Raw genomic sequence first — 25834 nt, forward strand, 5'->3', positions numbered from 1 at the left:
TCCCGGGTCTTAATAATGAAGTGTGTGATTTACTTGTGGTACCATCCCAAATAATCATACTTGCTCGACCACGCATTCTTGAATTCAAGCTTGTGATTCTTCAGGACGATTTGGAGCCGGGCATCCTTGTCGGTCAGATCCTTGCTCTTGAACGTCCCCTTTAACTTGTAGGTCTGCTTGCCCACCTTTTGGTACTTCAATTGCGACCAGGTACTCGTGGTCGCGTGCTTGCGCGTCAGATGAATCGTTTTGGCCTTTACCTGAAAATGCATCACAATCTTGGTCCCCTGATCCTTATAGGCCCGTTGCCAATTGCCACGCAGGGCTTTGGGCGTGCCATTGTGCCACGTCGCCGCATCAGCGGTCGTGGCGGCAACGCCCCCTACCATGATGGTCGTTAAGGCAATGACCATGACTTGTCCCAACTTTTTCATGTTTTCCATCCTCCAGGAAAATCGATTCAGCTTTTAACGACTTCCGTTGACTGGTCACTACCCAAATTATACACGCCGGGCTTGAAAATTACCGCCATTAACTATCGGAATATTTGGTGTCAAAAATCGATTGGCCGTTTAATCGCCTCTTCCAGCAACTGATGCCAGCACAATTGGTTTGACCGGTGGCGATTGTAAGGTCAGCGGCGAAACGACGCAGCCTGATGGGCACTGCTGCAATGAGGGGGTTATCACCCGGGTTAAGCAGTATTTCCCTCGGTCTCCTTGCCCCGGTTAACCCGGGTTATATTTCCCAATTTAACCCGCCTACCCCGCTTTCACCCGGTGCATTTCCATAGCATTTCAGGTATACTAAAGTTGATGAAATTTCTTGAAAGGAGTCGGTTCCCATTTTCAAACAGCTTGTCAAAGGTAGCTTGGGTGCCCTCGTCGTTGGGCTTATTGTGGGTGGCGGTTATCTCGCCGCACAGGCCCAAACTGAGAAGCCCAGCGCCATCGTTAAGGTCGGCGATTACGCCGCCAGTACTGACTTTCTCAATTTGAGTGCCTACTACCAAACGACCCGACCCGTGACGGTCAAGGTGGCCTATTTCCCAACTTACAAATCCGGCCACGCCATTCGCCAAAAACTGACCCTGCCTACGGGTATCACGGTCGCGGGGAACCTGACGTCCACCAAATCCGGCAGCTATTTAGTGCCCAGCCTGCAGCTATTCTTGGCACGGCTGAGCTACACGGCCTTGGCTGGCAGCGCCAAACCCGGCTACACGATTGATCCCGGCGCTAGCGCGTATGATCCGCAAGCAACCATCACCGACACGACCAGGCTGAGCGCCTTCAAACGGGTGCCCGCCCCCGACTACATGCCGGGCTACAGTCACGGCGACCTCTACATCGGCGGGGCCAAGGCGGCCTTGAGTCCGGTGGAGCCGCAGACCAAAAGCATTCGGGTAACGCCGGACGGCTATCTGGAGGTCCTCAAGTATGACCGCCGGGCGAATGCGGGATTGGGCTTTTACCAAAAACCCGTTGGCATGGGCAAGATCGTGAAGACCGACTTCAAGGATCCCAACCGCACGCTGTATTTCAGCCACGACATTACCGGCGTTAAGACCCAACGCGTGACGCGTGACGGCCAAACGCTTTACCGTCTGACCTTAAAGAACCTCCATCAACCCCAACACATTGCGGGCAATCCGGAAACGGGGACCGCGGGCACGTTCGACAGTCTGTACCGCATCGGTGGCCAGCTTTACTATACGTTTATTGGCTATGATGGTGTCAGTGATTAAGTTAAGCGATTCGTATCGAGAGAGTTGGCTAAAAGGCGATTAGCCGGTTTCGCTATATAAAGATGAAACGAACGAGCTTGGGCTGTTTGTGGAGCTGCCGAAAGAGTCAGAAATCCGGCATTTGCAAAATCGAACTCCCAAAAATATAGTCAAATAGCCAGCAAAGTGGGGGAAACCATTCACTTTGCTGGCTATTTTTAGGCTTAAATGGTGATTCTTCAAATAACAATTTAGTTTTTCAGCGGTCCTATGTTTGCCCTGTTTTTTTGATTTCAGTGTGTCAGGCGTTTGTAAAAATACGTGGTCGTGACCCCGGCAAACGGGAGATCCGGCAGGGTACCGTAAATTTGATAGCCACATTTTTCGTAGAACCCCACCGCCTGATAGCTCCGCGTCGACAGGGTGATATTGATGACGTGGCGGTCGCGGGCGAGTCGTTCCGCCGCACGTATCAGTTGGGTGCCGATTTTTTGGCCACGATAGGCCCGGTCGATCGCCAGTTGCGTGATGGCCAGATGGTCGTAGCGCCGCCGCATGATGATGCCGCCAATCAGCCGGTCACCATCATAGGCCCCCATTGCCAGTAACTCCCCCACCTTACCGTCATAGGCCAAGTGGTTTTCAGTAAATTGTTGGGTAAAAATCGTGTTTAAATACAGTGCCAGTGTCGTCGAGTCTGTGCGTTTTAAAGTTGCCATCGCTGCGTCCTCCTTAGACCAGGTTGCCTTCATTTTAACGAATTCATCCTGACTTAGCGATAACTAATTTGCCATTAAGTGACTTATGGGGTAAAACGACTCTTTCCCGCCCCACCTGAATCCATGCTACAATGACAGTAATCTTACCTGGAGAGGAATCAGAGATGCTTATTAAAATTGTCTCATCTTTTGCCGCTTTGTTTATTACGGTCAGCCTCTTGACGTTCGGCAGTTGTCAGCCACTGCCTCGTCACCGCACCAAATAAATAAGAGCCTGGGATAAAACCTCCCAGGCTCGTTGGCATGACCTTTATATAGCTGAAACGTGCGCCAAAAGGCAGCTGGTTCCGCTTAAAACTGCTAACCAAACAATCCAAAACCGGGATTATTCGGTTAGCAGCCTTAATGCTCGCCAGCTAATCGCCTTTTGGCCCACTCTCCGATTTGGCTAACCACTGCGTTACCAGGGGCTCATACGTGGCAATCAGCTGTTCTTGTTCGACGAACTTGCCCAAGAGGTTGAGCGAGTTGAGTTCTTTTTGAAAGACTGAGTTTTGAATCGCCAGCGACCGGGTTCGCTGGCGATTGGCTTTTCCCTTTAGCGTTAGCCATTGCACCACGTTGACCGGCGACTGGATCGCGGTGAACGTGGCAATTGGTGTTTGCCGCAAGACGCTAAACAGGTGGTCGGCCATCTGAATTCCCCGACTATCCAAGTCGCCCAAATACGTGAGGGCCACGTGGCGCTGTTCCAGGGACTGAATCAACGCTAGGTACGTGGTGTTAAAGTCGTTGCCGGACTGGTTGATGAGCGGCCAATCGGGATGCAACTGCAGTAACCACGCGAAGACCCCGTTATTTTCGACAATGATGGCTCGGTCGGTCCGCAATGGAAAATCTCGCATCGCGGTGACCTGCCACGGATTGATCGTCAGTGGTTGGGGCAGGTCGGTTTGAAAGACATTGGCACACGTGAATACGCGGCCAATCAATTTGGCGGTCAGTTCCGTGATCTGTTCCGGCTGAAAGCAATTGGTCAACACCCACCGGTAGTAGTCGTAGACGGCGGGATTTTCCTGCGGGTCGTTGAGGCTATGGGCCGTCAAGCCCAGATCCACGGCCTGTTGGCCCCGCGGCGGCAAGACTTCACCGGCCGCAATGCGGTCAAACAATTTAGCCAGCTGAGCGGCCTCTTGCGGGGCACGTTTGCCCGTGGCCGTTTCGTAGGCCTGTTGATAAGTCATCACTGGACATCCCCCCAACTCAAGGCTGGTCGCACGACGTTTTCATGAAAGCGACCGTCATCTTGCTTGGCGGGCGCAATCACGTCATAGGCAATGTTGTCGACACCATCGGCCAAGATCTTATTTTGCGCCCCACTCGGCATGGTCGCAATAAAGTTGAAGCCAAACCGGGCAATCGTCTTGGCAAACGACTTGGCGGTTTCCGGGTCCAGCTTGTCGGCAAACTCATCGAACATGACCAGATAAGGCGCATCCGGCAGCTTAGCGCGTTGCAGGACCATCTTAGGCACCAGCAACAGTGGTAACACCATGGCCTGGGCCTTTTCCGCCCCGGAACCTCCGGACTGAACGAACTTGTCGTCGACTTCTTCGTAGTGGTCCTCATCGCTTTGCCGCCGTTTGATCATGACCTTAAAGGCCGACCACTGACGGGTATCCAACAGTCGTTGGGCGGCCGCCATGAACAGTTCGTCATCGTCGGCCACGGTCAGGTCATTGGCCAATTTCTCCAAGCGATTTTGAACCTCCGCCAATAACGTTGGCCGCTCTTGGAGTTGAGGATCACAGGCTTCCGTGATGACTTGGGCATCGACGTCCACCGGCGTCAGGGTGATCTTCAATTTGATACTCTGCTCGCGGCTGACACCCTCCATTAGCATCTGGTTGTAATCGCCAATCAACCGGTATTGCGAGGTGATTCGCTGCACGGCCGCGGCCATATAGGTATCCTGGGCGACGTTGTTGCCAGTCGTGAGTTCCTGCAATGCCCGTTTGACGTGACTTTCATCGGTCGACATCAAGAGCAGCGCCTTGTTGATGTCAAAGGCCACGACCGTCAAGCCGTTGCGGTTAACGGAACGTTGCTGACGCATGGCACTGGCAAAATCGTTATACCCCCGCTCCTCAAACAGCGTATCCAAGGCGTTACGGTCGATACCATCGCTATTGTTCTTATGAATCAAGCGGCCGATCCAATCACTGATATCAGCATAGTCACTGTTACGGACCTCGCTACGATGCTGTTGGACAAACGCCAGGGCTTCCAGAATCGTGGTCAGCGGCGTCTCGGCGGGAACGTACGGTGCTAAGGTCTGCAGGATCGCCTGCCCATCCGTTTCCAGCTGGTCCAGTTGGTCCCTGAGGCCCACCATATCTTCCTTGGCAGAGCTGATGCGGCCTTCTGCTTGGGCTTGCTGATTACTCAGTTTCGCTTGTTCCCGTTCGAACTGATGTTGCGAATGTTCGGCCTGGGCAATCTTTTGGTCGATTTGCGTATCGATGACCAGGGCATCCCGGCGTTGTTGCGTGTCAACAATCGTGTCTTGCGCCTGTTGCGCGTCAAAATCAGGGTCCATTTGGGCCTGCACGTCGTCGACCTGTTGTTCATAGAGAGCTTGCGTATTAGCCAAGCTCTCTAACTGCCGACGCAGATCCGCCAAGTGCTGGACCAGCTGAGCTAATGACCGCTGCTGTTGACCCAATTCTGATAAGAAATCAGCCTGGTCTAAAATGACCTTCAAATCAGGATGCGCACGCAACGCCGCCTGTTGTTTCGCCAAAATTTCTTGGAACTGGTCATTCATCTTGGCTGCACCGGCTTCGTGTACGTCAACGTTATCTTGTTGCAGATCCTTGCGCACCCGTCCCTGAAGTGGCCCTTGGAGTCGTTGATCGATGCGTTGTCCTAAAGTCTCCCGCATCTCACTCACGATTTGAACGTCACGGCTGACCCGTTCCTTGGCGCGTTCATCGGCCTGATACTGCGTCAAGACTTTCTTCATTTGTCGAATGTAGTCGGCCAGGCCCACGTTAACGTCGGTCGGCTCAACTTCGGTCACCACGTCCATCAGTTCGGGCAAGTCCGTGGCCCGCGTGGCCAACTGCGTTAATAGCGGCCGCAATTGTTGTTCTTGGACGGCTTGTTGTTGCGTGGTGAGGGTCGTTTGTTGCTGGACCACCTCGGCTAATTGCGCTCGGACCTTTTTTAACTGCTTCTGTTGGGCCTGGTAGATTGCCAACTGCTTAGTGAGGCTTTGAATCTGGGCTTGGTATTGGTCGCGTAAGACCACGATACTTTGCTGATCCGCCTTGGCTTGGCGTAATTGCCGTAACTGTTCGGTCACCTGGGTCAGACTCGTCGTCACCAACTGCAACTGTTCCTGCACCGTAGCAATCATCTGCCGCGCCTGGTCAATGACTTCTTGTTTCTTTTCATGGTCCTGGCGCACCCGACTATACGGGATCAGCGTGGTTTCGCGAATGTGATTCAGGTTGCGCCAGAAAATTTCTTTTTTCATTCTCTGGAGGCGTGTTTGGGCCTGCTTCAGTCGTTCCAAGACGCCCTTGGTGCGGTTCACCTCGCGCTGGCTGTCGGCGACCTGTTGAATGATCTGGGGATCGATGCCCTCTTGTGCATGCTTTAGGGCCTCGCGAATCGGCGTAAAGCGGGCATTGCCGGCCGTTAAAATCGGTGAAGCCAACAGGCGATACACCGCGGCTAATTTGCCCAGGGATTCACCACTGGTAAAGCCGTAGACCTGCGTGGCTGCGTATTCCCGATAATTGATGGCTTGGTTGAAGAGTCGTAATTGGTTGCCCAAGCCGGCATTGGCTTCACGAAATTCGGTCTCGTTTAGCCCGGTGCCATCAGTGCGCGCCGTGATCAACGGTAACTCGGCGTCGGGCCGATTGCTGATGACGACGAACCACCAGGTGGGCTTACGGATCTCGCCGACAGCCCGGTGCGCTCCCAGGCCTAAAATGACCTGGCGTTTTTGCGACCGCAACCGCATGTAACTGTAGCCCGTCCGCACCTTCATGGCACCGCTGCCCCAACCCAGTAACATGCTTTCGAAGTTCCGCGATTCACGGGCACTGTTGCGCGGATTCCCCGTCTGCGTCAATTTGTCGGTACCCTTGGCGGAGTTGAAGGACGGCGTCGCAATCGACCCATCGATCAACATCGGGAAGAAGCAGTTGGCCAGTGTCGTTTTCCCGGCGGTATTTTCCCCAATCAGCGTTAAATTTCCGTTCTCGGCCGCTGGTAGATCCAGGGACCCGTACTTGTTGAAGCTACGCAGGTGAAAACTGACCGGCGTCAAATGTTCCTTTAGTTCCATCATGTTATGCTTCCCCCTCATCTGGTGTCTTGGCATCCTGTTCTACCATCGTCCGCATGACAAAGCGACTGACGATGGGCGTGGGACTGACGTACTGGTTTTCTTCCTTGACCAAACCGTTATCCGTCAGTGCTTGCTTGACCAAGCCCACTGGCACATCGGTTTCTGGAAAAATTTGGCGGGTTAACAAATGAATCCGCGTCGTCAACATATCGCTGGGGATACCGACCCCCAAGGAATTGGCCACGGCAATCGCCACCACAAACGGCTTGGCCTTGCTGGGCTGACGGGTATTATCCAATAGCAACGCGTAGTCATCCCCGCACTCCAAATCAAATCGCCCCAATTGCGCCCACTGTTCCGCAATTTCTACCTTGTGTACCAGTAGATCCGGCCACAATTTAGAGGAGCGACTCAAGTAGCGTTGCGTCAACAGCGCCCGGTTGACCCGTTGGACCGCCGTCAACGGCTGCGTGTCCGTTTGCGCCTGAAGATGGTTGACCAGGCATTGGGCAAAGTAGTTGAAATCCGGGCTGACGTCCCAGTAATCTTCCACCGTTTGGGTCTGCTCGCTGGGCCCCAGATCGGGCAGGTCGGGCACAAACAACGCGAAGCGGTCCACGAACAAGGCCGTGATCTGCCGGCGAATCTCCTTTTCGTTGAGCGTGACGACCTCACTGTGGACTTGCCGAATGATTGTCTGAGTCGCCACCACCCGGTCGCTTTGGGTATTTTGCAATTCCGGGAGGTTAATGACCGCCTTGATGGTCGCCAGTAATACGTGCACCGCCTCTGGCTCTAAGCGTTGCGTGCCAAACAAGAACAGGAGGTTTTCCTGATAGTTGTCCGGGACCACCCCGAGTAAATTCTTAAAATAGCTGTTCAGCCGCTGTTGGTTAGCTGGTTTCTTTAAAGCATTGATGGCATCCACCATCGGCCCCGTGGTCTTGGGCGTAATCGTTCGGGTGAAGACACCATTATTAAAAAGTTGATTGATAATTAAGCGATCCGTCGCGCGTAAATTACTCATGGTCTTCATCTCCCTTGGCAAACCAGACGGCAAACGACCCCGGCAAGGTCACCGTATACTGCTCATCGACACAGTGGATCCGCACCGGTTCGGCCTTGAGTAGCGCCACCTTGACGACTGGCCGACCAAACGGCGCAAAGCTATCGTAGTGACTGTACCCGGTGGCACTATACAGGCGGATAACTTCATCGCGGGCGTGGCGCGAGTGAAAGGTCAGGTCATGATCCACGACGCCATAATCCGCGTCTCGCATCACGAGTTGCTGAAATTCCACCAGGCCTGCTTGGGCATCCGGCACTTCAGGGTCATCCGTTGCCAGGGGCGGGTTATCCGCTTCGGTCGCAACCTTGGTCGTGCGCGTTTGGGCCGCATAGACCACGGGTCCCATCGTCGTGGCGTTCAAAAGATCCGCACTATCGTCTAAGTCCTCGCGATCATTGGGCAGGTGGCGGGGAATCGGCTGACGCACGATCAACGATTGATAGTGCGTCAACAGATGGTCGATTTGCCCCGTCAAGGCCTTGACGTCAACGGTCTGGCTTTGAATGTGGTCGTACTCCTGACTGAGCAAGCGAATCGCGCCCAGAATCGTTTGAAACAAGAGATAGACCGTATCCAGACTGTTGTCAATGGCCGTCGCACTGGGGTCAAAACTCCCCGCGAGTCGTTCCAGTTGGCGCTGGGTGTACGCCTGTACGCTTTGAAAACGCAAGAGCATCTTCGCCTGGTCGCCCGTCGCGTGAGCCGCGTCAAGGTCGTCGCTCCCCTGTTGGCTGCGGGCGACGCGTTTGCTAAAGCTAGTGGAATCCGCCAGGGCTTGAATGCGCGGGCCCTGACCCAATAGCTGCTTAAAGGCTGGGATGGCCTTGTCTTGCAGCATCTGTTGTAACTGCTCGGCCGCGGCCCCGCCATGATTGAAGGCCAGGTCGTTGGCCAACTCACTGAGGTCTTCGTCGAGCTTGTGCATTCCCTTCATCACGTCCGCGTAAGCCGCCAGCATATTTTGAAAATCGTTGAACAGCTGCGTATCTTCCGCCGACAGTTCCGGATCGGCCAATTTCGCCACCAACACACAGTACTCCTGAATCCGCGTGATGTTGGCCGTCACCGTGTTATCGGCATCGATGACCTTGACCATTAGGGTTAAATACTCAATACCACTACTCGTAATCTTGTAAACGTAGGATTGGTGAATGTGGTATCCCCCATTCATCATGCGTTTGCGGACCTTTTTGGGGGACACTTCAATCAAGCCCGCCTGAGTGCTCAACACGTCCAAGATTCGCTTCAGAACTTCATCGGTGATGGGTTTTTCTTCCTCATCCAGGTACTCGTTGTTATATTTCTGAGAGAGGTAGTTTAAATCCGTGACCTCGCCACTGGCAGCGCCGTCGTGATAGAGAATCGTCAACACATTCCAACCGGCCAACCGGTGATCTCTGCTCAACCCGAGATTGTTGGCCAGCAATAGCTCTCTTAATTTTGGATCAAGTGCAACTGCGATGATGCTCCCCTCCTCTATGTCGCAGGTTTTCTGCGAGACTCTCATCTCTCCAGTATACCGACAACGCCCGATTAGCGTCTAGTTTACCGGTGAAATTGTTCCGGCAGCTTAATCAGCTTACCAATCTAAATATAAGAATTTTAATTTAACGCATCTGATTAATTATGCGTAGTGTTTACTATACAGAACAGGTGTTCCGGCGTCAACCTTTTTTTGGCGACAGCACCCGATAACATGATTACCCATTTAATGATTTTGCCACGCGAAAAAAAGGTCTGGGACAGAACTTCCCAGACGCTTCGCATCACCTTTACCTAGCTGAAACGTGCGCCAAAAGGCAGCCCGGTTCCGCTTAAAACAGCCAACCAGTCCCAACCCGAGATTATTCAGTTAGCAGCCTTAATGCTCGCCGGCTAATCGCCTTTTGGCCCATTCCTCTTTTTGTTAGCGGTTACATTTCAAGTCTTAACCGCCCTCACTCATGACTGCTTTAACTGAAGTCGCGCGTAATCTGAAAATTCGGCCACGCTTGGGTATTCACCTGACTTGACCACTTCATCTCCCACCATCGTTATTGGTAAACAAGCCATCCCCCGGGTAGCCAATAGTTCTTGGACCACCGCTTGATGGGCAAAGGCCCCAGGATTTTGTGCCAAATTATAGCGAATCACCCGCACGTCTTTGGACGCGTTCACTTCCTTTTGGACCGCCGTCATGCGCAATAAGTCTTGACGAACGACCGGACCACAAACCCCAGTCGGACAACACAATGCTTCCTCATAAACTTGAATCTTTCGCATAAGCCATCTCGCCTCCCAAATAAGGAATCTTAGTCACTTTGAACAACTCGTTGTCAATTTTGTCAAACCCGCAAACGTTGTGCTTCAAAGTCCGGCTGCCAGCCTTCAACCGCAAAGTGCCCACCCGATACAGCCTCAACCTTGGCTACCCACTTTCTCTCGGCTGCCGCCTTGGCCTGTAACAGCGGACTAGTCGTAGTTGTTGCTAGCAAACTCTCATTGATTAACCACCATTTATGCGGCATTTGCGCGCGATCCAGGTCCGCGCTTAATCTTTCGGTTTCATAAACCGGTGTCGCTTCGGGCAGCGTGACCATGACCACTTCAACGTCTTGGGCGTGGCGTAATCGCGCCAGTAGGTTAGTGACCGCTACCGGAACAGTGCCCACCGTTCGTTTAACTTCTGCTTCATATTCTCGAGTCGTGTTCAACAACAATAAAGTGTGTCCCGTTGGCGCCGTATCTACCACCGTCACCTCGCACTTGGTCTGGGCAATTTCATCCGCGAACACCCTGAATAAAGCAACTTCCTGAGTACAAGGCGACCGTAAATCTTCCTTCACGTAGTCTAAATCATCCGCGCTCATCGTTTGTGCCGCCTGCTGGATCACCTGCTCTTGATAGTCCTGTAAAACGCGCTGCTGATCAACGTGAGTCACCTGGACCCGGGCGTCCACTTTAAATAACCCCAAATGATCTGCCGGATCGGTCGTAATCAATTGCACCGATTTTCCTTTTGCCACTAAACCTTGCGCAATCTGCACTGCCGTGGCGGTTTTACCCACGCCGCCCTTCCCCATCGTAAAGATCAGTCGCTTGTCCTGCCGGTCCAAATCAGCAATAATCGTCGCTAACGTTGGCAAGTGGGGAGTCGGCTGCCGTAATTGTTGGTGCGGTTCAACCATTTCTAGCTCTAAAATTTGTCGCATATTGGCGATACCGACCGTACTCCCCGCCCGTAAATAAACTTCGCTTTGCGGGGATGCCGCCAACCGTGGTAATAATTCGGCCAGATCTTGTTGTTGCTGGCGCCGGATTTGCGCCGTCACCTCGTCATCGGCTACTGGGATAACCCCATTAACAATGACTTTCTGCTGCGTCATGCCTAAGCGTTTTAGCTCTGACGCTGTGCGCACAGTCTCTAATAACGAGGTCCGCTGGGGCCGGGTCACTAACAGCATCGTCGTCTTTTGCCCGTCCGCCAACGTTGCCACCGCCTGCCGATAAATTTGTCGGTTATCCGCTAATCCCGCCAGTTGTCCCAAGCAAGAAGTCCCCGTAACGTTCGTATCCAAGTAACTGGTCCAGGCCGCTGGCAGCTGCAACATTCTTAACGTATGCCCAGTGGGAGCCGTATCAAAAATAATATAATCAAAGCTTTGGTCCACCGTCTCATCAGTCAGAAAATGCGTAAACTCATTGAACGCGGCCACTTCAGTTGTACAAGAACCTGATAATTGTTCTTGCATATTTGCTAGTGCTGCCGCTGGTAAGACGCCACGGTACGGCGCCACCACCGACTCACGATAGGCTTTAGCTGCCGCCATGGGATTGAAGTTTGCCACTTGCAGATTGGCCACCCCAGGGATGGCTCGCGGCTGGTCGGTCAATGATGTCTGAAAAACATCTTGCAAATTGCTCGCGGGATCAGTCGAAACGAGCATGACTCGAGCACCTTCATCTGCCAGCTTAATGGCGGTTGCGCTCGCAATCGTGGTCTTACCCACACCGCCTTTACCCGTAAAAAATAGATAGTGTGTTAACGCTGAATCTAACGGATCATACCGTTTCAACTTAACCTACCTCCTCACAGTCAGAACCTGCTTGCGTTTTCTCATGACAAATACAGTTCTCATCACGCTGTAACAGCCGTTGGGCGAACTGGGGAAATTCTGTTGTAAATGCCGCAACTAACGTGTAATACTGCCAACGCCCCCGCTTTTCAGCGCGAACAATCCCCGCATCTTGAAGAACCTTCATGTGATGGGACAATGTTGGCTGGGTGAATGAAAAATGCGCTAAAATATCACAAGCACACAACGTCCCACACGAGAGTAGGTCGACGATCTCCAGTCGTTTCGCATTGGCCAATGCTTTGAGCGTCTGAGCATACCCTTCATAATCCACGAAATTCACCCCCAATACATAGATAAGTATCTATACATAAAATATAGATGCCTATCTATGTAAAGTCAAGTTGCGTGATTCAGTAATCGTTCACCCTGACGAAAAAAGGGCCTGGGAAAAACTTCCCAGACCCTTCGCGTCACTTTTACCTAGCTGAACCGTGCGCCAAAAGGCGGCCGGCGTTTAAAACTGTTAACCAAACAATCCCAACCCGGGATTATTCGGTTAGTAGCCTTATGCTCGCCGGCTAATCGCCTTTTGGCCCACCCCCTAGTGTTTCACATGAAACATTTAATTAAGGCCGCCGGGATATTGCAACGTCAGGTCTTGAACGTGGAGTAAAACCGGATAATGGGTCGCCAGTGGGGTCAGTGTTAGGGGCGCGATGTGTTCAAAGAGTGGTGCTGTACCAGCGAAGCCAAATGTGAGGTGCTGAATGGTAATTTTGGTCATGTAAAAGAACTTCCCATCTATGGTGACTAAGTATCGGGTGATATGGGATGAAACGAGAACGGTTCTTCACAGTGATCGCATTCTTTCGGTTTAATTTACACCATTCTCGCCTAATTCTAACAATTAGACGTTGATTGTCTTTTAAGTGGTGCAGTTGAGCTAATTTTAAATGATAAAACAATTAAAATCAGCAAAATCCATCTCGTCTTGCAAATTAATTTAATTATAGAATCATCTGCGCCGATCACATGTAATCATTCGGTTAAAGCAGCCGTATAACTAGGGAGCAGGACTGTTTGTACGAAATCGGTTAGTTGGCGATCATCGATTGGTTGATTGACAAAGCGTTGGTAACGAATCCAATCAAAGGGTAATAATTTAAGATTATCAGGAAGATTGGTCCGTGTGAGTTCGTGCCGTTGCTGCGCCCGTTGTAAAACATGGTCGATGGCGTGACTATCAATCTCTTTGACGGCCGTTAACATTTGTTGTAGTTGCGCAGTTTGTTCATGATCTAGGCCGGTAAACCAAGTGTTCATAAGTGCCTGGCCGTAAGCGTCCATGCTCAGAGTAAATCGTTTGAGTACTTGAAAAAGATCAGTCGCTAGATTATGACCAGTTAAAGTGAGCTGATCGAGACGACCGTGATTATCAGTTTTAATTTTATCCTGAATAGCCAGTAAGGCCAAAGTAAATGGTGAATCCCAGTGACGATAGATAACGGGTTTGCTGGTTCCGGCTACTTCGGCAACTTTGGCAAAGGTTAATTGTGCGAGGCCATCCTGTTCTAGAATAGTCCGAGTGGCCTGATAAATGGCGGCATTAAGTTCTGCTCCGCGACGGCGGGTTTTCGTCATATGATAACCTCCAAATTAAGAAACTATATAGTTTCTTATTGACTTTTTCTATCTAGGGTGTATTATACGCTTTGCGTCATTAAGATACCAAAAAGTTTCTTAAAAGGAGAACAAAAATGTCTAAAGAAAATCAGATTCCTAAGTCAACCATTGTGATAGCCTTGGTCATTGTTTTTGGTGCCATGGCACCATTATTGGATTCAACGATGATGAATATCGCTCTTAACAATCTCGTTCATAGCTTTGGTAGTTCGGTGACTACGGTTCAATGGACGGTTACCTGCTATTTACTTGCAACGGGGGTGGCGGTTCCGTTTTCTAGTTGGTTTTTGAATAAGTTTGATGGGAAACATGTTTTCATGGCCGGTGAGATTTTATTTGGTCTCGGTTCAATCATGTCCGCTTTAGCGCCAAGTATTGAGGCCTTAATTGTGGCACGACTCATTCAGGGATTTGCTGGTGGGATTATTATGCCACTGCTGACAACGCTATTAGTGCAAACGGCGGGAGCTGCCGTTATGGGACAGATGATGGCAACGGTCGGATTGCCGATGATTTTGGGACCGTTATTTGGCCCCATTATTGGCGGTATCATTATAAAAGTGGCATCGTGGCGGTGGATTTTTTGGGTAAATGTTCCGGTTGTGGTGATTGCGATTGCTTTGATTCTGTGGAAGATGCCCCATTATCCGGCTCAAAATAAGACCGCTAAAATGGATTTTGTGGGGATTCTATTATTGATTCTATCTTCCAGTGCTTTAATTTATGGCATTGTTCAGGCAGCACACCGTGGTAGTTTTATGAATCACACCAGTGTTCTCTTTGTTGGCTTGGGAATCGTTGCGGCGTTATTTTATCTTGGATGGGCCAGCTATCAAGGAAAACAAGCCGTGCTGCCATTATCGCTCTTTAAATTTCGTTCCTTCGATGGCTCTGGTCTGGGGTTATTCATGGCGGGAACCGTGTTAAATGGGGCGATGCTGCTCTTGCCACTGTATTTTCAAAATATTCAAAATATGTCAGTAATCATGGCAGCCTTGGCCTTGTTGCCACAAGGGATTGGCATGTTAATTTCACGAGGAGCAACGGGAAAGTTAACCGATAGCTTGGGTGCAAAATATGTGGTCTTAGTGAGTGTCGTCATTACCTTTGTGGGAACGCTCCCCTTTTATTGGTTTGATCAGCACACAGCCTATTGGGTAATCGCGTTAGTCCTGTTCATTAGAGGAATTGGTGCCGGTGGAATCTTAATGCCACTGATGGCGGATGCTTATACCGGTATGCGGAAAGACCAGATTCCGGCAGCCACGATTGGTTCTCGAATTATTCAAAACATTGGGAGTGCTTTTGGTTCAGCCTTAATTACAACGGTGGTAACAGCTGATGCGACGACACGGATTCATACCTTTGCGGAACAATTAAAAGCCGGGAAGTTCCACGTAACGGCTGAACATTTATCAGCTTTTGCGGCCAGTCATGTGCTAGCTTTAAAGATTCAGGCCTTTCAGAATGGCTTTTTGTTAATCTCAATTGTGGCTCTGCTGATTACGTTACCGACATTACTTTTAACCAATAAACGGCACGGTGCCTAACGATAGCCGTGTTTCACGTGAAACCGGACAAGGCAGCAACACTACCCTTTTTAACGACTTCATGTTTGCCATACCGTGGGCAAACACTAAGGGTGTAGGAAAGATCCGCGTAAATACGTAAGGCATCACGTGATTCGTCTAAGACCTTGAAGTTATTAATGTTTTGGTCTTTAATTTGTAAGAGTTTTCTTGTAAACTGTTCTTGGGACATATCATTTTCCTCGCTTTCAATTGGTTTTCGACGACTTGATTGTAGCACAGAGGTGATATGCCTCTTTTTTATACAAAAATGGCGTCGATGGAGTTCTCCATCAACACCAAGTATCATAGAACCTAATTAAGTTGTCCCCGGCGTTGCATGCTCCAGACGTTGGGCAAGATGACCGCCCCAATGATGATCAGCACGCCGATAATTTGCGGCCAACTGACCGTTTCGCCCAGGATGACAAACGCTACGATGATGGACGATGGCAATTCCAGCGACGATAAGATGGGACCGATGCCCAGCTCCAGGTAAGGCATGAAGATGGAGTAGGCCACCAGGGGGAAGACCATGGAAAACAGCGCGATCAGCACGCCCCACTTGATGGTGTTGCCGGTCACCGGCGCCGTCACGATTTGTGGCCCCCACACAATGGAGATCAACAAGAAAGCCCCAATACACAACAACCAGGTCTTGCTCAAGGCATCCAAATTGTTCCCCAAGCTGGCCGTAAACTGCATGGTACAAGCATACGCGCAGGCTGCTAGGAAACTAAAGAACAAGCCTAGCGGCGACAACGCCTGGGTGATGGGAAACAGGCCCGCGGCCAAGACCGTCCCGGCCAGGACCAAGACAATGCTGACGACCTGAACCCGGGATGGCCATTGTCGATGGATGATGGATCCCAGTAAGACTGACAGCCAAACGGCCTGCATTAACATGACCGCCGCAGCAGCGACCGGAATTAATTTCAACGACTGAATATAAAAGGTATTGGTAAATCCGGAGGCCGTGCCAGCCGCAATCACCAGCAGAATCTGCTTCCAGTTGGTGTGCTGATACCGCAGCCACTGCCGGCGTGCAAAATGGATCACGCCGAGAATGATCACAGCGCTGAGAAACGACCAGAACAACAACGGTCCATTGACCACGCCTTCGCGGGCAGCAATCTTAAACAGCGTCGCGGGGATTCCGAAACTTACCGCGCCTAACCCTACAAATAGGGGTGCTAACTTCTTCAAAAACTCACCTCATCTAAAAAACTCACCCTTTCATTATACAACACTGGGTCGGTTCGTTAGACCCGGAAAAAATCGGCTGACTGATTCACAGGCATTGACTACACCAATTCCCTTGCAGACTTCCCTTGAATCCCCCACTCAGACTCGTATACTAAAGTTATCATTATGAAAGGGGATTCATCATGAAGAAGATTGTTTACACGACGCTCGCCATTGGCTTGGCGGTGACTGGCCTCGGGGTTGCGAACCCAACCATTGCCAGCGCCAAGACGACCTACCTACCTAAAACCGTTCGCAGCCACACTTGGTATCGCCTGACCGATGGTGCCCAAGGCGGCTTCCATGACAAGACGACCTTTAAGGGAAACCACTTCACGGTCAAGGTCAAGGGATCCAGTCTGCATTATCACTGGCACTTTACCGGCCTCAAGAAACACACCAAGACCACTTACTACGGCCGCTTACACTACTCCAAGAAGCGCTCCGAACTTGTTAAGGTCAAGATTTTCAGTCACAAGCATTTCGATATTATTCCGAAACATGTCTTCCACCTGGCCGGCAACTACACCGGCAATGAAAGTTACGGCGCCATGATCTTCAAGCGCTAGCCCCACCACGCGACCAGTCACTTGACCCGGCCGCGTTTTTTCATCCCCTCAACTATGACAAAATTTATAAACGAACAGTGAAATTCCCCATGGCCAGCGACTTTATCCTCCGTTATATTTAAGGTAATTATTTAGTGAGCAAGCAAATGTAACCGCTACCATAAAAGCTCACCACACCATTAAATTTGGAGGTCATACCCATGAAAGGTTCCACGAAGATTCAACCACAAGACGTCATCGCACCGATCGACCGGCGCATCTACGGCTCATTCATCGAACAACTGGGCCGCGCAGTGTACACCGGCGTTTACCAACCCGGACACCCGGCTGCGGACGAAGATGGTTTTCGGACCGACGTGATCAACGCCGTGAAGGAACTCAACGTGCCGCTGATTCGCTACCCCGGCGGGAATTTTCTGTCACAATATCGCTGGGAAGACGGCATTGGTCCGAAAGACCAGCGGCCCACACGACTTGACTTGGCTTGGCGCGAAATCGAAACCAATCAATTTGGCCTCCACGAATTCATGAAGTGGGCGGACAAGGTCAATGCGGTCCCCAACATGGCCGTCAACCTCGGGACCCGCGGGATTCAAGAAGCCGCCGATCTGGTCGAATACTGCAACTTCCCTAAGGGCACCTACCTGAGCGACCTACGCCGGCAAAACGGGGCGGAACAGCCCTTTGCCATCAAGACCTGGTGCTTAGGCAACGAAATGGATGGTCCGTGGGAAATCGGCGCCAAGACCGCCAGTGAATACGCCCACCTGGCTAACGAAACGGCCAAGGCCATGCGCCGCGTCGACGATTCGCTGGAACTCGTGGCCTGCGGCAGTTCGTCGATGGACAACCCGACCTTTGGTGAATGGGAAGAAACCGTGCTCGACGAATGCTACGACAACGTCGATTACCTGTCACTGCACCGCTACTACGGCTATTACAACGACGATGACCCGACTGAACTGGACAATTTTTTGGGCAAGAACCTCGACCTCGATGCCTTCATCAAGGGAGTCGTTGCCATGTGTGATGCCGTGAAGGCGCGCAAACGGTCGACCAAAACTATCAACCTGTCCTTTGACGAATGGAACGTGTGGTACCACTCCAACGATGCCGACACCAAGGTCGAACCGTGGCAAGTCGGTCCACATTTGCTGGAAGACGTCTACAACTTCGAGGACGCCCTGCTGGTCGGCAGCCTCTTAATGACGCTGTTACGCAACGCCGACCGGGTCAAAATTGCCTGCCTGGCCCAACTGGTCAACGTGATTGCGCCGATCATGACCGATACCGACGGCGGCGTGTGGAAGCAGTCCATCTTCTTCCCGTTCATGCAGGTCGCTAACTACGGTCAAGGCAAGGTCCTGGTCGATCACAGCCAGTCGGCCACCTACAATTCCCGGGAATTCAAGGATATTCCGTACTTAGACACCGTCACGACCTACGATGAGGCCAGCCAAACGCTCACGGTCTTTGCCGAAAACAAACACCAGACCGATACGCTGGACTTCGACTTAGATCTGACCGACTTCACGGTCGACCACGTCATCGATGCCACTCAGTTCTACGGCTACGACGTCAAGGCTGACAACCGTGACGGCAAGATGCAGCTCCAACCACTCGCCGTCAACGCCAGTGGTCACCAAGCAGCCGTGACGCTACAGCCGCTATCTTGGAACGTCCTGCGGTTCGCTGTTAAATAGTCATTTCCAATCACTCGCCATCGAAATTAAACTCACTCACCGCGTAATTTTGCCGGTGGGTGAGTTTTGCTATCCGCTACTGATACAAACGAAATTCAATCATTTTTTGTAACCCCTAACACAAAAAAGCTTGAGACAACCGCCCAAGCTCCTTGCGAATGCTACTATGCAATTTACGTGTCATTTACAACCGCAGCAACGCCTTAGCCACCGCCTGGTCCACGATCAACACGTTGGCGTGATGGCCTACGAGCGCCGCGTGGATTGGCTGCAATTTGGCCTGACCGCCCGCCACTAAAATGGCGTAGCGCTTCTTACTCAGCCGCTCGAGTGGAATCGACACCGTGCGTTGGTCTAAGTCTGGTGCGGCCAAGGCTCCGGTCGCCGTGATGTAGTGGGACAAGACGTCACCCACCGCATCGGTCTGGAGCTGGTGAATCTGCTGGTCATCCAGATAGCCCGACTGAAACAACATCGCCGTGGGCCGCGTCGTGCCGACCGTGTACAGCGCAATGTCGGCGGCATCCCCCTGCGTCACGACCTGCTTGATGAATTGGTCGGTCATGGCCAGTTGCTTGATCCGTGCGTCGCTGAACACGATGGGCAGCGGCAAGAGACTCGCCTGCGTGTGAAAGGCCCGGTTAAATTTCTGAGTGATGTCGGCCGAAAAGTTATCTTCGCTAGAATTGGTCACGCTTCCCTTGAGCTGGACCAACCGGACGTTGCGGTTGTGGCTGGCATGCAGATGATTGGCCACGGCCTCCATAGTCCGCCCCCAGTTGATGCCAATGGTCACGCCGTCCGTGACGATCTCATCGAGGTAGTCGGCGGTGACGGCTCCCAACTGTTCCAAAATCCCCTGCTCATCGTAGTTGGCCTGTTCAGCGATCACGACGTCTTTCAGCTGATACTTGGTCCGCAACTGCTCGCGCATGACCCCGGTATCTTCAAACGGGTCGTGAATGTTGATGGTCACGATGTGGTTGTCGCGCGCTAACTGAAGTGATTTGGACACCGTGGGCCGCGACAGGTCCATCTTGCGAGCAATCTCTTGTTGGCTCAGGTCATCTTGATAGTAATACCGGCTGACAGCCAAGATCCGTTCGATCTGTTTCTTGGTTAATGCCATGGGTTTCCCTCCTTCGTCTGAACAATTTTTGTCGTTAACCTATTCTACCACACTTTACATTTGTTATTTTTATTACTTTACATTTGTAAAAATGAGTGTTAAATTAAGTGGGTAAATAACTTAACATTGAAAAGAGGAACTCACATGACCACATTAAATCGCACCATCGACCACACCTTACTGGCCCCAGAAGCCACGCAAGCCGACATCGACCGCATCATTCGTGAAGCTAAGGAACACCATTTTCGCTCCGTCATGCTCAACCCTTACTGGGTCGCCTACGCCCATCAACAATTAGCTGATACCGACGTGAACACCGACACGGTCATCGGCTTTCCTTTGGGGGCCAACACCACGGCCATCAAGGTTGCCGAGACGAAACAAGCCATCCACGACGGGGTCGACGAGATCGACGTGGTCATGAACATCGGTGAATTCAAGAGTGGCCATTTTGCCACCGTGACCAGTGATTTGAAAGCGGTTATTCAAACGGCCCACAACCATGACAAATTGGCCAAAGTCATCATCGAAACGGCCCTGTTGAGCGATGCTGAAATCACCCAGGCATCTGAGCTCGTGGTCGACGCCGGCGCAGAATTCGTCAAGACCTCCACTGGTTTTTCCACCCGCGGCGCCAGCGTCCATGACGTGACTTTGATGAAGCAAGCCGTCGGTGACCGCATCCAAGTCAAGGCGTCCGGCGGCGTCCACACTAAGGCAGAAGCCGAAGCCATGCTAGCCGCCGGGGCCACGCGGCTGGGCACCAGCTCAGGCATTGCCGTCGTCAGCGAATAGCCCACGAAGTTTAACTTGACGCCACCGCCACCACGTGCGATACTACTCGTGGTGCCAAACCACGGTGAGGGTACGCGATCGGTGCGCAAGCATTCCGAAGGTCGCCGCACCTCACCACAGCAGTCTCGAGTAGAACGCGAGGCTGTTTTTATTTACAAATTTATCTTGAAAAGAAGGCCCCCTCGTGAAAATTATCATTGCGCCCGCCAAGAAGATGGTCGTCGATTCCGACACGTTTGGCATCGACGCGCTCCCCCAATACTTAGCCCAAACGCAACAGCTTCTTGCGGCCCTGCGGCAACTGGATTATCCGGCGGCCAAGGCGTTGTGGCACTGTAGCGACAAGCTGGCGCGGCCCAACTTCGACTGGCTGCAACGGCTCGACTTGACCCATCAGCTCACTCCGGCGTTGCTGGCCTTCTCCGGCATTCAGTACCAGTACATGGCCCCGGACCTGTTCACCGCGCCGGCCTTGGCTTACGTGCGGGCCAATTTACGCATTCTGTCGGGCTTTTACGGCATCTTGCGGCCCTTTGACGGCGTCGTACCCTACCGCTTGGAAATGCAATCTAAGCTCAACGTGGCAGGAAGTCGCAGCTTGTACGACTTCTGGGGCGACCGGTTGTATCGCGCGTTGACCCCTAAACCAGAGCCCATCATCAATCTGGCCTCGCAGGAATACGCCAAGGCCATCACGCCTTACCTGCAGCCCGACCAACCACTGATCACCGTGGTCTTTGCCAGTTTGGTAGATGGCAAACTCAAGACCAAGGCCACCCTCGCCAAGATGGCCCGCGGCGAAATGGTCCGCTTTCTGGCCGAACACCAGGCCAACGCCCCGGCGGAGATCCAGGCCTTCGACCACCCCGACTGGGCCTTTGCGCCGGAGCGGTCGACCGCGCGGGAATTGGTGTTTGTTTATCAAAAATGACAATCAAAAAACTCACTAGCCCCCTCCGCCGAGAGTCGCTAGTGAGTTTTACTTTTGCTTTGAAGGTTGCGCCTAAAATTAACGCGTTGATTGCCGTAACGACGGTGTTCCAACACCTAAAATTGGTGAAACCAGGTGCCTGCGTCAGCCAGGGTTCCACCCGCTCTGAGAAACGGCCCCAGCCTGAGGGGCGATCTTCCGGTTCGCTTGAAAGCCTGGCAAAAATCACCAGTCTCTCAAGTCGTCCCGCGCTGTAGGCTGAGAAAGGACCTCAGCCTACAGCGCCGACACAGCTGGCTCCGCCCTGGCTGCCTCCGGCAAGGTGGAGGTTATCAGTAACACTGTGTTAATGAAGGACTAGTTGTCAACGTAACTCCTATCTGGGGCTAAGACAACTGTTACTAACACGCACTACCGTAGCCGAGAGTTCGCCAAATATGGGTTCAGCCGTGGGAGTTGCCTTAGCGGCGCGGTTCATGCCGCTTAGGCAACTGGCGTCTTTGAGACGTGGGTTGCGGCTCAAAGCGAGGCGTCGAGACCGACCTTTGGCTCGGCCCGTCCGCCCCCGCGTTCCAACCCATATTTGGCGAACGGTAGGCGGCCAGTTCGTATTATGTGGCTGTAAACGACTATTTTTGACGCCATGAGTCGCATGCTAACAGTAGTTTCAGCTGATTGCCGTCTTTCAACCTTCAGTTTTGCTTTGTTAACGCCAACAACCCCTGCATCCCCGACAAATTCAACGCCACCAAGCGTTGGCGAAAGGCCGACTTGGATAGGTCGATCTGCTTCGTGATGTACAAGCGAAACAGCGTCATCGTGCTGTCGATCAGGAAGTTCACGCCGATTTGGGCATCAGTAGCGCTCAGCTGGTAATCGCGCTGAAAATCCGCAGCCATTCCTTCAGCCACGCGATTTTTGACCCGTCGCGATAGGAAACTATAGTCATCTGACGTCAGGATGAACGTGTAAAAGGCCGGTGCCTCGTCGAAGAACTCCCCCAGCCGTTGCGCCCAGATGCCGGGATGTTCCAACGGTTCGTGGTCGGCTGGCGCTTGGAGCAACAGCGTCAAGAGCTGGTCAGCGATTTCTGTGGTGAAACTTTCCGCCAGGTCATCAATCGAGTCAAAATGTAAGTAAAATGTCTTACGATTGATATTGGCTTCATCGGTCAGCTGCTGGACCGTGATGTCGTGGTACGGATACTGCTGGGCCAGCTTTCTGAAGGCCGCGCGCAGTGCCTGGTTCGTTCGGACAACTCGTCTATCCGTCATCTAATCCCTCCCGTTAAACCCCAGATGTGGCGAAAGTGAGGTTTAATCCTCAAAGTGCTCATATCTGTTGTGGACGCTTGGCCACTCCCTGCGTATGCTTTACCCACAAATGAGGCAGATCCTTTGCCCATAGAATACCACAACAGTTAGGGGGGCGTCGCCGATGATCCGTGCAGAATGGCGCTATTTGTTAAAACACAAACTATTATTGGTGGTGTTGGTGGTGGTCATGTTGATTCCATCCATCTACGCCGTGACATTTTTAAAATCCATGTGGGACCCGTACGGCAAGCTCGCAGACTTACCCGTCGCGGTCGTCAACCAAGATCGCCCGGTCACCTATCAGGGAAAGCACCTGACGGCCGGACAAGACCTCACCCACAATTTGACCCACTCCAGCGCGCTTCATTTCACCACGACTAACGCAGCCGCCGCCCACCGCGGCCTCACCAACGGCAAGTACTATATGGTCGTGACGATTCCGCAGGACTTTTCGCACAACGCCACGACGCTGATGGCCAAAGACCCGCACCAAATGGTTCTGCACTACCAAACCAGCGCCGGGCACAACTACACCGCCTCAAAGATGACCGCTTCGGCCGCCCAATCAGCGGCCACGGCCGTCGGCGACCAGGTCACGCGTACCTACGCGCACACCCTATTTACGGACATCAAGCGGTTAGGGAACGGTCTGAATACGGCCGGTCGCGGCAGTCAAAAGCTCGCTACCGGTAGCCAGCAACTGACGGCGGCCGACCAGAAGATTGCGCGGGGCCTCACGACCCTGGCGACCAGCACCGTGAAATTAACTAACGGTGAGCGCACTATTTCCCAAAAGCTCAGCCAATACGTCAACGGCGTTCAGCAGGCGCAAACCGGTAGCCAGCAGCTGACCACCGGACTGGACCGCCTGCTGAGTCAGTCGCACCAACTCATCGCCGGCCTCAATCAGCTGGCCACCGGCAGTCACCAGCTCGCCAGTGGCGTGAGTGCCTATACAGCCGGCGCTGGTCAGCTCAACACCGCCGCAATCCGGTTGTCCAGTGGCAGCCAAACCGTTGACGCCAGTACCCACCGCTACGTCAGCGGCGTCACCAGTGCCAATGAAGGCGCCCAACAGCTCGCGACCCAGTTGACCACCCTACATGCCGGCACCCAACAGCTCACTAGTGGCGTGAACCAACTGGCCACGGGTAGTCAAACGCTCACCCAAAACTTCGGCAAGCTCACGACCGGCAGTGCCGCTTTAACCCAAGGCCTCCAAAAGCTCCAGGCCGGCGTGAAAACGTCGCAGGCCCAACAGGCAACGATGAAACAGGCCGCTAGCCAGCTGGCCACCAGCACCGCCAGCACCCAGGCGCTCAAGCAAGACGCGACCAGCCTGCAGACGGCATTGACAGCCCTGGCCAGCGCCGATGACTCCACCAAGCTGCAAAGCAAGGTCGCTGCGGCCGCCGACGCCCAAGACCTGACCGCCAGTCAAAAGGCCGCCATGCTAAAGGCCGTTAGCGCCACCACGACTACCAGCACCCTCACGGCCGTCCAAACCGCCGCCAAGCACCTCGACAGCGACCTCAGCGCGCTGACGACCGGGGCCAATGCCGCCAAAACGTTACAGACCGGGTTGACCCAAGCCGCTAGCGCCCAAACGCAACTGGGACAAGGGCTGACGACTCTCACCACCAATGCTCAAAGCCTGACCAGTGGGCTGAAACAGACCAATCAGGCGTTAACCACCCTGACCACAGGCCTGCACACGCTAAACACTCAAGCCCCCGCCCTCAATACTGGCGCCGGACAACTGGCTACCGGCGCCACCACCCTGGTCAACGGCACGCAACGGCTAGCCACGAGCGGGACCCAATTGACCGCTGGGACCGGCCAGTTGGCCGCCGGGAGCACGCAACTCGCCGCGGGAACGCACCAATTGACCGCCAAGAGCACCGCGCTGAACACCGGGGCGACCACCTTAGCCAATGGCCTGGCCACGCTGAATGAACGGGCGCCGCAACTGACCCAGGGTGTCGGCCAATTGGCCACTGGGGCCACCACGCTCAATGCCGGACTGACGACTCTGGCCACGACGGGTCCGCAGCTGACGGCGGCCACGCAAAGTGCCACGTCCGGGAGCACGCAGGTCACGAGTGGCGCTTCGCAATTGGCCACCGGGGCCCATCAGGCCGCCAATGGGGCCACGACCGTACAAGCTGGCAACGCCCACCTCGCACAATCCTTGAATCAAGCCGGGCACCAGGCGGCCGTCCACCCGTCCCAGCTGACCTACCGGCAATTTGCCAAACCCGCGACTACCAGTCACACCGATCACGATGACGCCCCGGACAATGGCACGGGGATGGCCCCGTACATGATGTCCGTGTCCCTCTTCGTGGGTGCGCTGGCGTTTAACCTGATGTTTGATATGTACACGCCCCGCAAGTATCCGCGCAGTGGCTGGCGGTGGTGGCTGGGCAAGGCGTCCATCATGTGCGCCTTCGTCTTGGGTGAAGCCCTGTTCATGACCGGCCTTTTGGCGGCCATCGACGGACTGGCGCCGATCCACCCGTGGGCAACCTTCCTGACACTGCTGATGACTGGCGGCGCCTTCATGAGCATCGTCTACTGGCTCAACCTCGTGCTCGGCAAGCCCGGTGCCTTCTTCAGCATGGTGCTCTTGGTGCTCCAGCTTGGTGGCTCTGCCGGAACCTACCCGTTGCAAATGACCAACGGCTTCTTCCAGGCCCTACACCCGTGGCTGCCAATGAGCTACTCGGTGGCCGGGCTGCGTGAAACGCTGATGATCGGCAATTCCGCCTTGCCAGAAATCGCCGTCCTCGGAGGCATCGTGGTCGCCTTCTCCTTACTCAGCGTGCTCTTCTACGCGCGCCGGCACGGCCACTTATCGGCAATGGATGTGGAAGCTCAAGATTGAAAGACGGAAATCAGCTGGAACTACGGTTAGCATGCGACTCATGGCATCAAAAATAGTCGTTTACAGCCAC

Annotated in this window: 22 protein-coding genes; 7 read left to right on the plus strand and 15 right to left on the minus strand. The window is 53.1% G+C overall.

Annotated elements, in window-relative coordinates:
* Window positions 1-29 precede the first annotated feature (29 nt).
* Window positions 30-434: a hypothetical protein gene (locus tag EGT51_RS08540; protein WP_135368292.1), complete on the minus strand. Its 405-nt coding sequence runs from the start codon at window positions 432-434 to the stop codon at window positions 30-32.
* Between the two features lie 464 nt (window positions 435-898).
* Here EGT51_RS08540 and EGT51_RS08545 point away from each other — a divergent pair, with 464 nt between their 5' ends.
* Complete coding sequence (locus tag EGT51_RS08545; protein ID WP_225428705.1) at window positions 899-1747, plus strand: hypothetical protein; 849 nt, start codon at window positions 899-901, stop codon at window positions 1745-1747.
* Between the two features lie 272 nt (window positions 1748-2019).
* Here the strand turns inward: EGT51_RS08545 and EGT51_RS08550 are convergent, their stop codons facing one another.
* From EGT51_RS08550 to EGT51_RS08590, 10 genes are all read right to left on the minus strand, one after another.
* Window positions 2020-2445, minus strand: coding sequence for a GNAT family N-acetyltransferase (locus EGT51_RS08550; protein WP_167850175.1), 426 nt, complete (start codon window positions 2443-2445; stop codon window positions 2020-2022).
* A gap of 416 nt (window positions 2446-2861) precedes the next feature.
* Entirely contained in the window at window positions 2862-3692 is an 831-nt protein-coding gene (locus EGT51_RS08555; RefSeq protein ID WP_135368295.1) for a DUF2399 domain-containing protein, read from the minus strand.
* Window positions 3689-6811 carry an SbcC/MukB-like Walker B domain-containing protein gene (locus EGT51_RS12965; RefSeq protein ID WP_225428706.1) on the minus strand — a complete coding sequence of 1041 codons (3123 nt, stop codon included), beginning with the start codon at window positions 6809-6811 and terminating at the stop codon, window positions 3689-3691. Before EGT51_RS12965 ends, EGT51_RS08555 begins: the two co-directional genes overlap by 4 nt.
* 1 nt (window position 6812) lies before the next feature.
* Window positions 6813-7838, minus strand: a complete 1026-nt coding sequence (locus EGT51_RS08565; protein WP_135368296.1) for a hypothetical protein — start codon at window positions 7836-7838, stop codon at window positions 6813-6815.
* Window positions 7831-9342 carry a hypothetical protein gene (locus tag EGT51_RS08570; protein ID WP_135368329.1) on the minus strand — a complete coding sequence of 504 codons (1512 nt, stop codon included), beginning with the start codon at window positions 9340-9342 and terminating at the stop codon, window positions 7831-7833. The genes EGT51_RS08565 and EGT51_RS08570 overlap by 8 nt, the downstream gene beginning before the upstream one ends.
* A 479-nt stretch (window positions 9343-9821) precedes the next feature.
* Window positions 9822-10142, minus strand: coding sequence for an arsenite efflux transporter metallochaperone ArsD (arsD, locus tag EGT51_RS08575; RefSeq protein ID WP_135368297.1), 321 nt, complete (start codon window positions 10140-10142; stop codon window positions 9822-9824).
* A 62-nt stretch (window positions 10143-10204) separates the two neighbouring features.
* Window positions 10205-11935, minus strand: a complete 1731-nt coding sequence (gene arsA / locus EGT51_RS08580) for an arsenical pump-driving ATPase (protein WP_135368298.1) — start codon at window positions 11933-11935, stop codon at window positions 10205-10207.
* A gap of 1 nt (window position 11936) precedes the next feature.
* The gene (locus EGT51_RS08585) at window positions 11937-12269 is read right to left on the minus strand and encodes an ArsR/SmtB family transcription factor (RefSeq protein WP_135368299.1); all 333 of its coding nucleotides are present in this window, start codon (window positions 12267-12269) and stop codon (window positions 11937-11939) included.
* A gap of 291 nt (window positions 12270-12560) precedes the next feature.
* Window positions 12561-12722 carry a hypothetical protein gene (locus EGT51_RS12970; protein WP_167850177.1) on the minus strand — a complete coding sequence of 54 codons (162 nt, stop codon included), beginning with the start codon at window positions 12720-12722 and terminating at the stop codon, window positions 12561-12563.
* Window positions 12723-12976: 254 nt separating this feature from the next.
* A complete protein-coding gene (locus EGT51_RS08590; RefSeq protein ID WP_135368300.1) occupies window positions 12977-13579 on the minus strand; it encodes a TetR/AcrR family transcriptional regulator in 603 nt (200 codons plus the stop codon).
* Between the two features lie 116 nt (window positions 13580-13695).
* On the opposite strand from EGT51_RS08590, the gene EGT51_RS08595 reads away from it, so the two are divergent.
* Entirely contained in the window at window positions 13696-15171 is a 1476-nt protein-coding gene (locus EGT51_RS08595) for a DHA2 family efflux MFS transporter permease subunit (protein WP_135368301.1), read from the plus strand.
* A 13-nt stretch (window positions 15172-15184) separates the two neighbouring features.
* On the opposite strand, the gene EGT51_RS12975 is transcribed toward EGT51_RS08595, so the two are convergent.
* Window positions 15185-15382, minus strand: coding sequence for a hypothetical protein (locus EGT51_RS12975; RefSeq protein ID WP_167850178.1), 198 nt, complete (start codon window positions 15380-15382; stop codon window positions 15185-15187).
* 122 nt (window positions 15383-15504) lie between these two features.
* Window positions 15505-16395 (minus strand): EamA family transporter, encoded by an 891-nt coding sequence (locus EGT51_RS08605; RefSeq protein ID WP_135368302.1) that lies wholly within the window; start codon window positions 16393-16395, stop codon window positions 15505-15507.
* 182 nt (window positions 16396-16577) lie between these two features.
* Here EGT51_RS08605 and EGT51_RS08610 point away from each other — a divergent pair, with 182 nt between their 5' ends.
* The gene (locus EGT51_RS08610) at window positions 16578-17003 is read left to right on the plus strand and encodes a hypothetical protein (RefSeq protein WP_135368303.1); all 426 of its coding nucleotides are present in this window, start codon (window positions 16578-16580) and stop codon (window positions 17001-17003) included.
* A 200-nt stretch (window positions 17004-17203) separates the two neighbouring features.
* Entirely contained in the window at window positions 17204-18706 is a 1503-nt protein-coding gene (arfA, locus tag EGT51_RS08615; protein WP_135368304.1) for an arabinosylfuranosidase ArfA, read from the plus strand.
* A 184-nt stretch (window positions 18707-18890) separates the two neighbouring features.
* Here the strand turns inward: arfA and EGT51_RS08620 are convergent, their stop codons facing one another.
* On the minus strand, window positions 18891-19835 hold the full coding sequence (locus tag EGT51_RS08620; RefSeq protein WP_135368305.1) for a sugar-binding transcriptional regulator: 945 nt from the start codon (window positions 19833-19835) through the stop codon (window positions 18891-18893).
* A gap of 144 nt (window positions 19836-19979) precedes the next feature.
* Here EGT51_RS08620 and deoC point away from each other — a divergent pair, with 144 nt between their 5' ends.
* The gene (gene deoC, locus EGT51_RS08625; protein WP_135368306.1) at window positions 19980-20630 is read left to right on the plus strand and encodes a deoxyribose-phosphate aldolase; all 651 of its coding nucleotides are present in this window, start codon (window positions 19980-19982) and stop codon (window positions 20628-20630) included.
* 184 nt (window positions 20631-20814) lie between these two features.
* Window positions 20815-21561 carry a peroxide stress protein YaaA gene (gene yaaA, locus EGT51_RS08630; RefSeq protein WP_135368307.1) on the plus strand — a complete coding sequence of 249 codons (747 nt, stop codon included), beginning with the start codon at window positions 20815-20817 and terminating at the stop codon, window positions 21559-21561.
* Window positions 21562-22253: 692 nt separating this feature from the next.
* Here the strand turns inward: yaaA and EGT51_RS08635 are convergent.
* Entirely contained in the window at window positions 22254-22835 is a 582-nt protein-coding gene (locus tag EGT51_RS08635; RefSeq protein ID WP_135368308.1) for a TetR/AcrR family transcriptional regulator, read from the minus strand.
* A gap of 163 nt (window positions 22836-22998) precedes the next feature.
* Here EGT51_RS08635 and EGT51_RS08640 point away from each other — a divergent pair, with 163 nt between their 5' ends.
* The gene (locus EGT51_RS08640) at window positions 22999-25764 is read left to right on the plus strand and encodes a YhgE/Pip domain-containing protein (protein WP_135368309.1); all 2766 of its coding nucleotides are present in this window, start codon (window positions 22999-23001) and stop codon (window positions 25762-25764) included.
* The last annotated feature ends 70 nt before the right edge of the window (window positions 25765-25834 follow it).

It is taken from the genome of Levilactobacillus suantsaiihabitans, assembly GCF_004745505.1.
GTDB lineage: Bacteria > Bacillota > Bacilli > Lactobacillales > Lactobacillaceae > Levilactobacillus > Levilactobacillus suantsaiihabitans.

Excerpts from the sequence above, each read along its gene's own strand:
- EGT51_RS08540 (WP_135368292.1), bottom strand. The coding sequence starts at position 434 with ATGAAAAAGTTGGGACAAGTCATGGTCATTGCCTTAACGACCATCATG.
- EGT51_RS08550 (WP_167850175.1), bottom strand. The coding sequence starts at position 2,445 with ATGGCAACTTTAAAACGCACAGACTCGACGACACTGGCACTGTATTTA.
- EGT51_RS12965 (WP_225428706.1), bottom strand. The coding sequence starts at position 6,811 with ATGATGGAACTAAAGGAACATTTGACGCCGGTCAGTTTTCACCTGCGT.
- EGT51_RS08565 (WP_135368296.1), bottom strand. The coding sequence starts at position 7,838 with ATGAGTAATTTACGCGCGACGGATCGCTTAATTATCAATCAACTTTTT.
- arsD (WP_135368297.1), bottom strand. The coding sequence starts at position 10,142 with ATGCGAAAGATTCAAGTTTATGAGGAAGCATTGTGTTGTCCGACTGGG.
- EGT51_RS12970 (WP_167850177.1), bottom strand. The coding sequence starts at position 12,722 with ATGACCAAAATTACCATTCAGCACCTCACATTTGGCTTCGCTGGTACA.
- EGT51_RS08590 (WP_135368300.1), bottom strand. The coding sequence starts at position 13,579 with ATGACGAAAACCCGCCGTCGCGGAGCAGAACTTAATGCCGCCATTTAT.
- EGT51_RS08595 (WP_135368301.1), top strand. The coding sequence starts at position 13,696 with ATGTCTAAAGAAAATCAGATTCCTAAGTCAACCATTGTGATAGCCTTG.
- EGT51_RS12975 (WP_167850178.1), bottom strand. The coding sequence starts at position 15,382 with ATGTCCCAAGAACAGTTTACAAGAAAACTCTTACAAATTAAAGACCAA.
- EGT51_RS08610 (WP_135368303.1), top strand. The coding sequence starts at position 16,578 with ATGAAGAAGATTGTTTACACGACGCTCGCCATTGGCTTGGCGGTGACT.
- arfA (WP_135368304.1), top strand. The coding sequence starts at position 17,204 with ATGAAAGGTTCCACGAAGATTCAACCACAAGACGTCATCGCACCGATC.
- EGT51_RS08620 (WP_135368305.1), bottom strand. The coding sequence starts at position 19,835 with ATGGCATTAACCAAGAAACAGATCGAACGGATCTTGGCTGTCAGCCGG.
- deoC (WP_135368306.1), top strand. The coding sequence starts at position 19,980 with ATGACCACATTAAATCGCACCATCGACCACACCTTACTGGCCCCAGAA.
- EGT51_RS08635 (WP_135368308.1), bottom strand. The coding sequence starts at position 22,835 with ATGACGGATAGACGAGTTGTCCGAACGAACCAGGCACTGCGCGCGGCC.
- EGT51_RS08640 (WP_135368309.1), top strand. The coding sequence starts at position 22,999 with ATGATCCGTGCAGAATGGCGCTATTTGTTAAAACACAAACTATTATTG.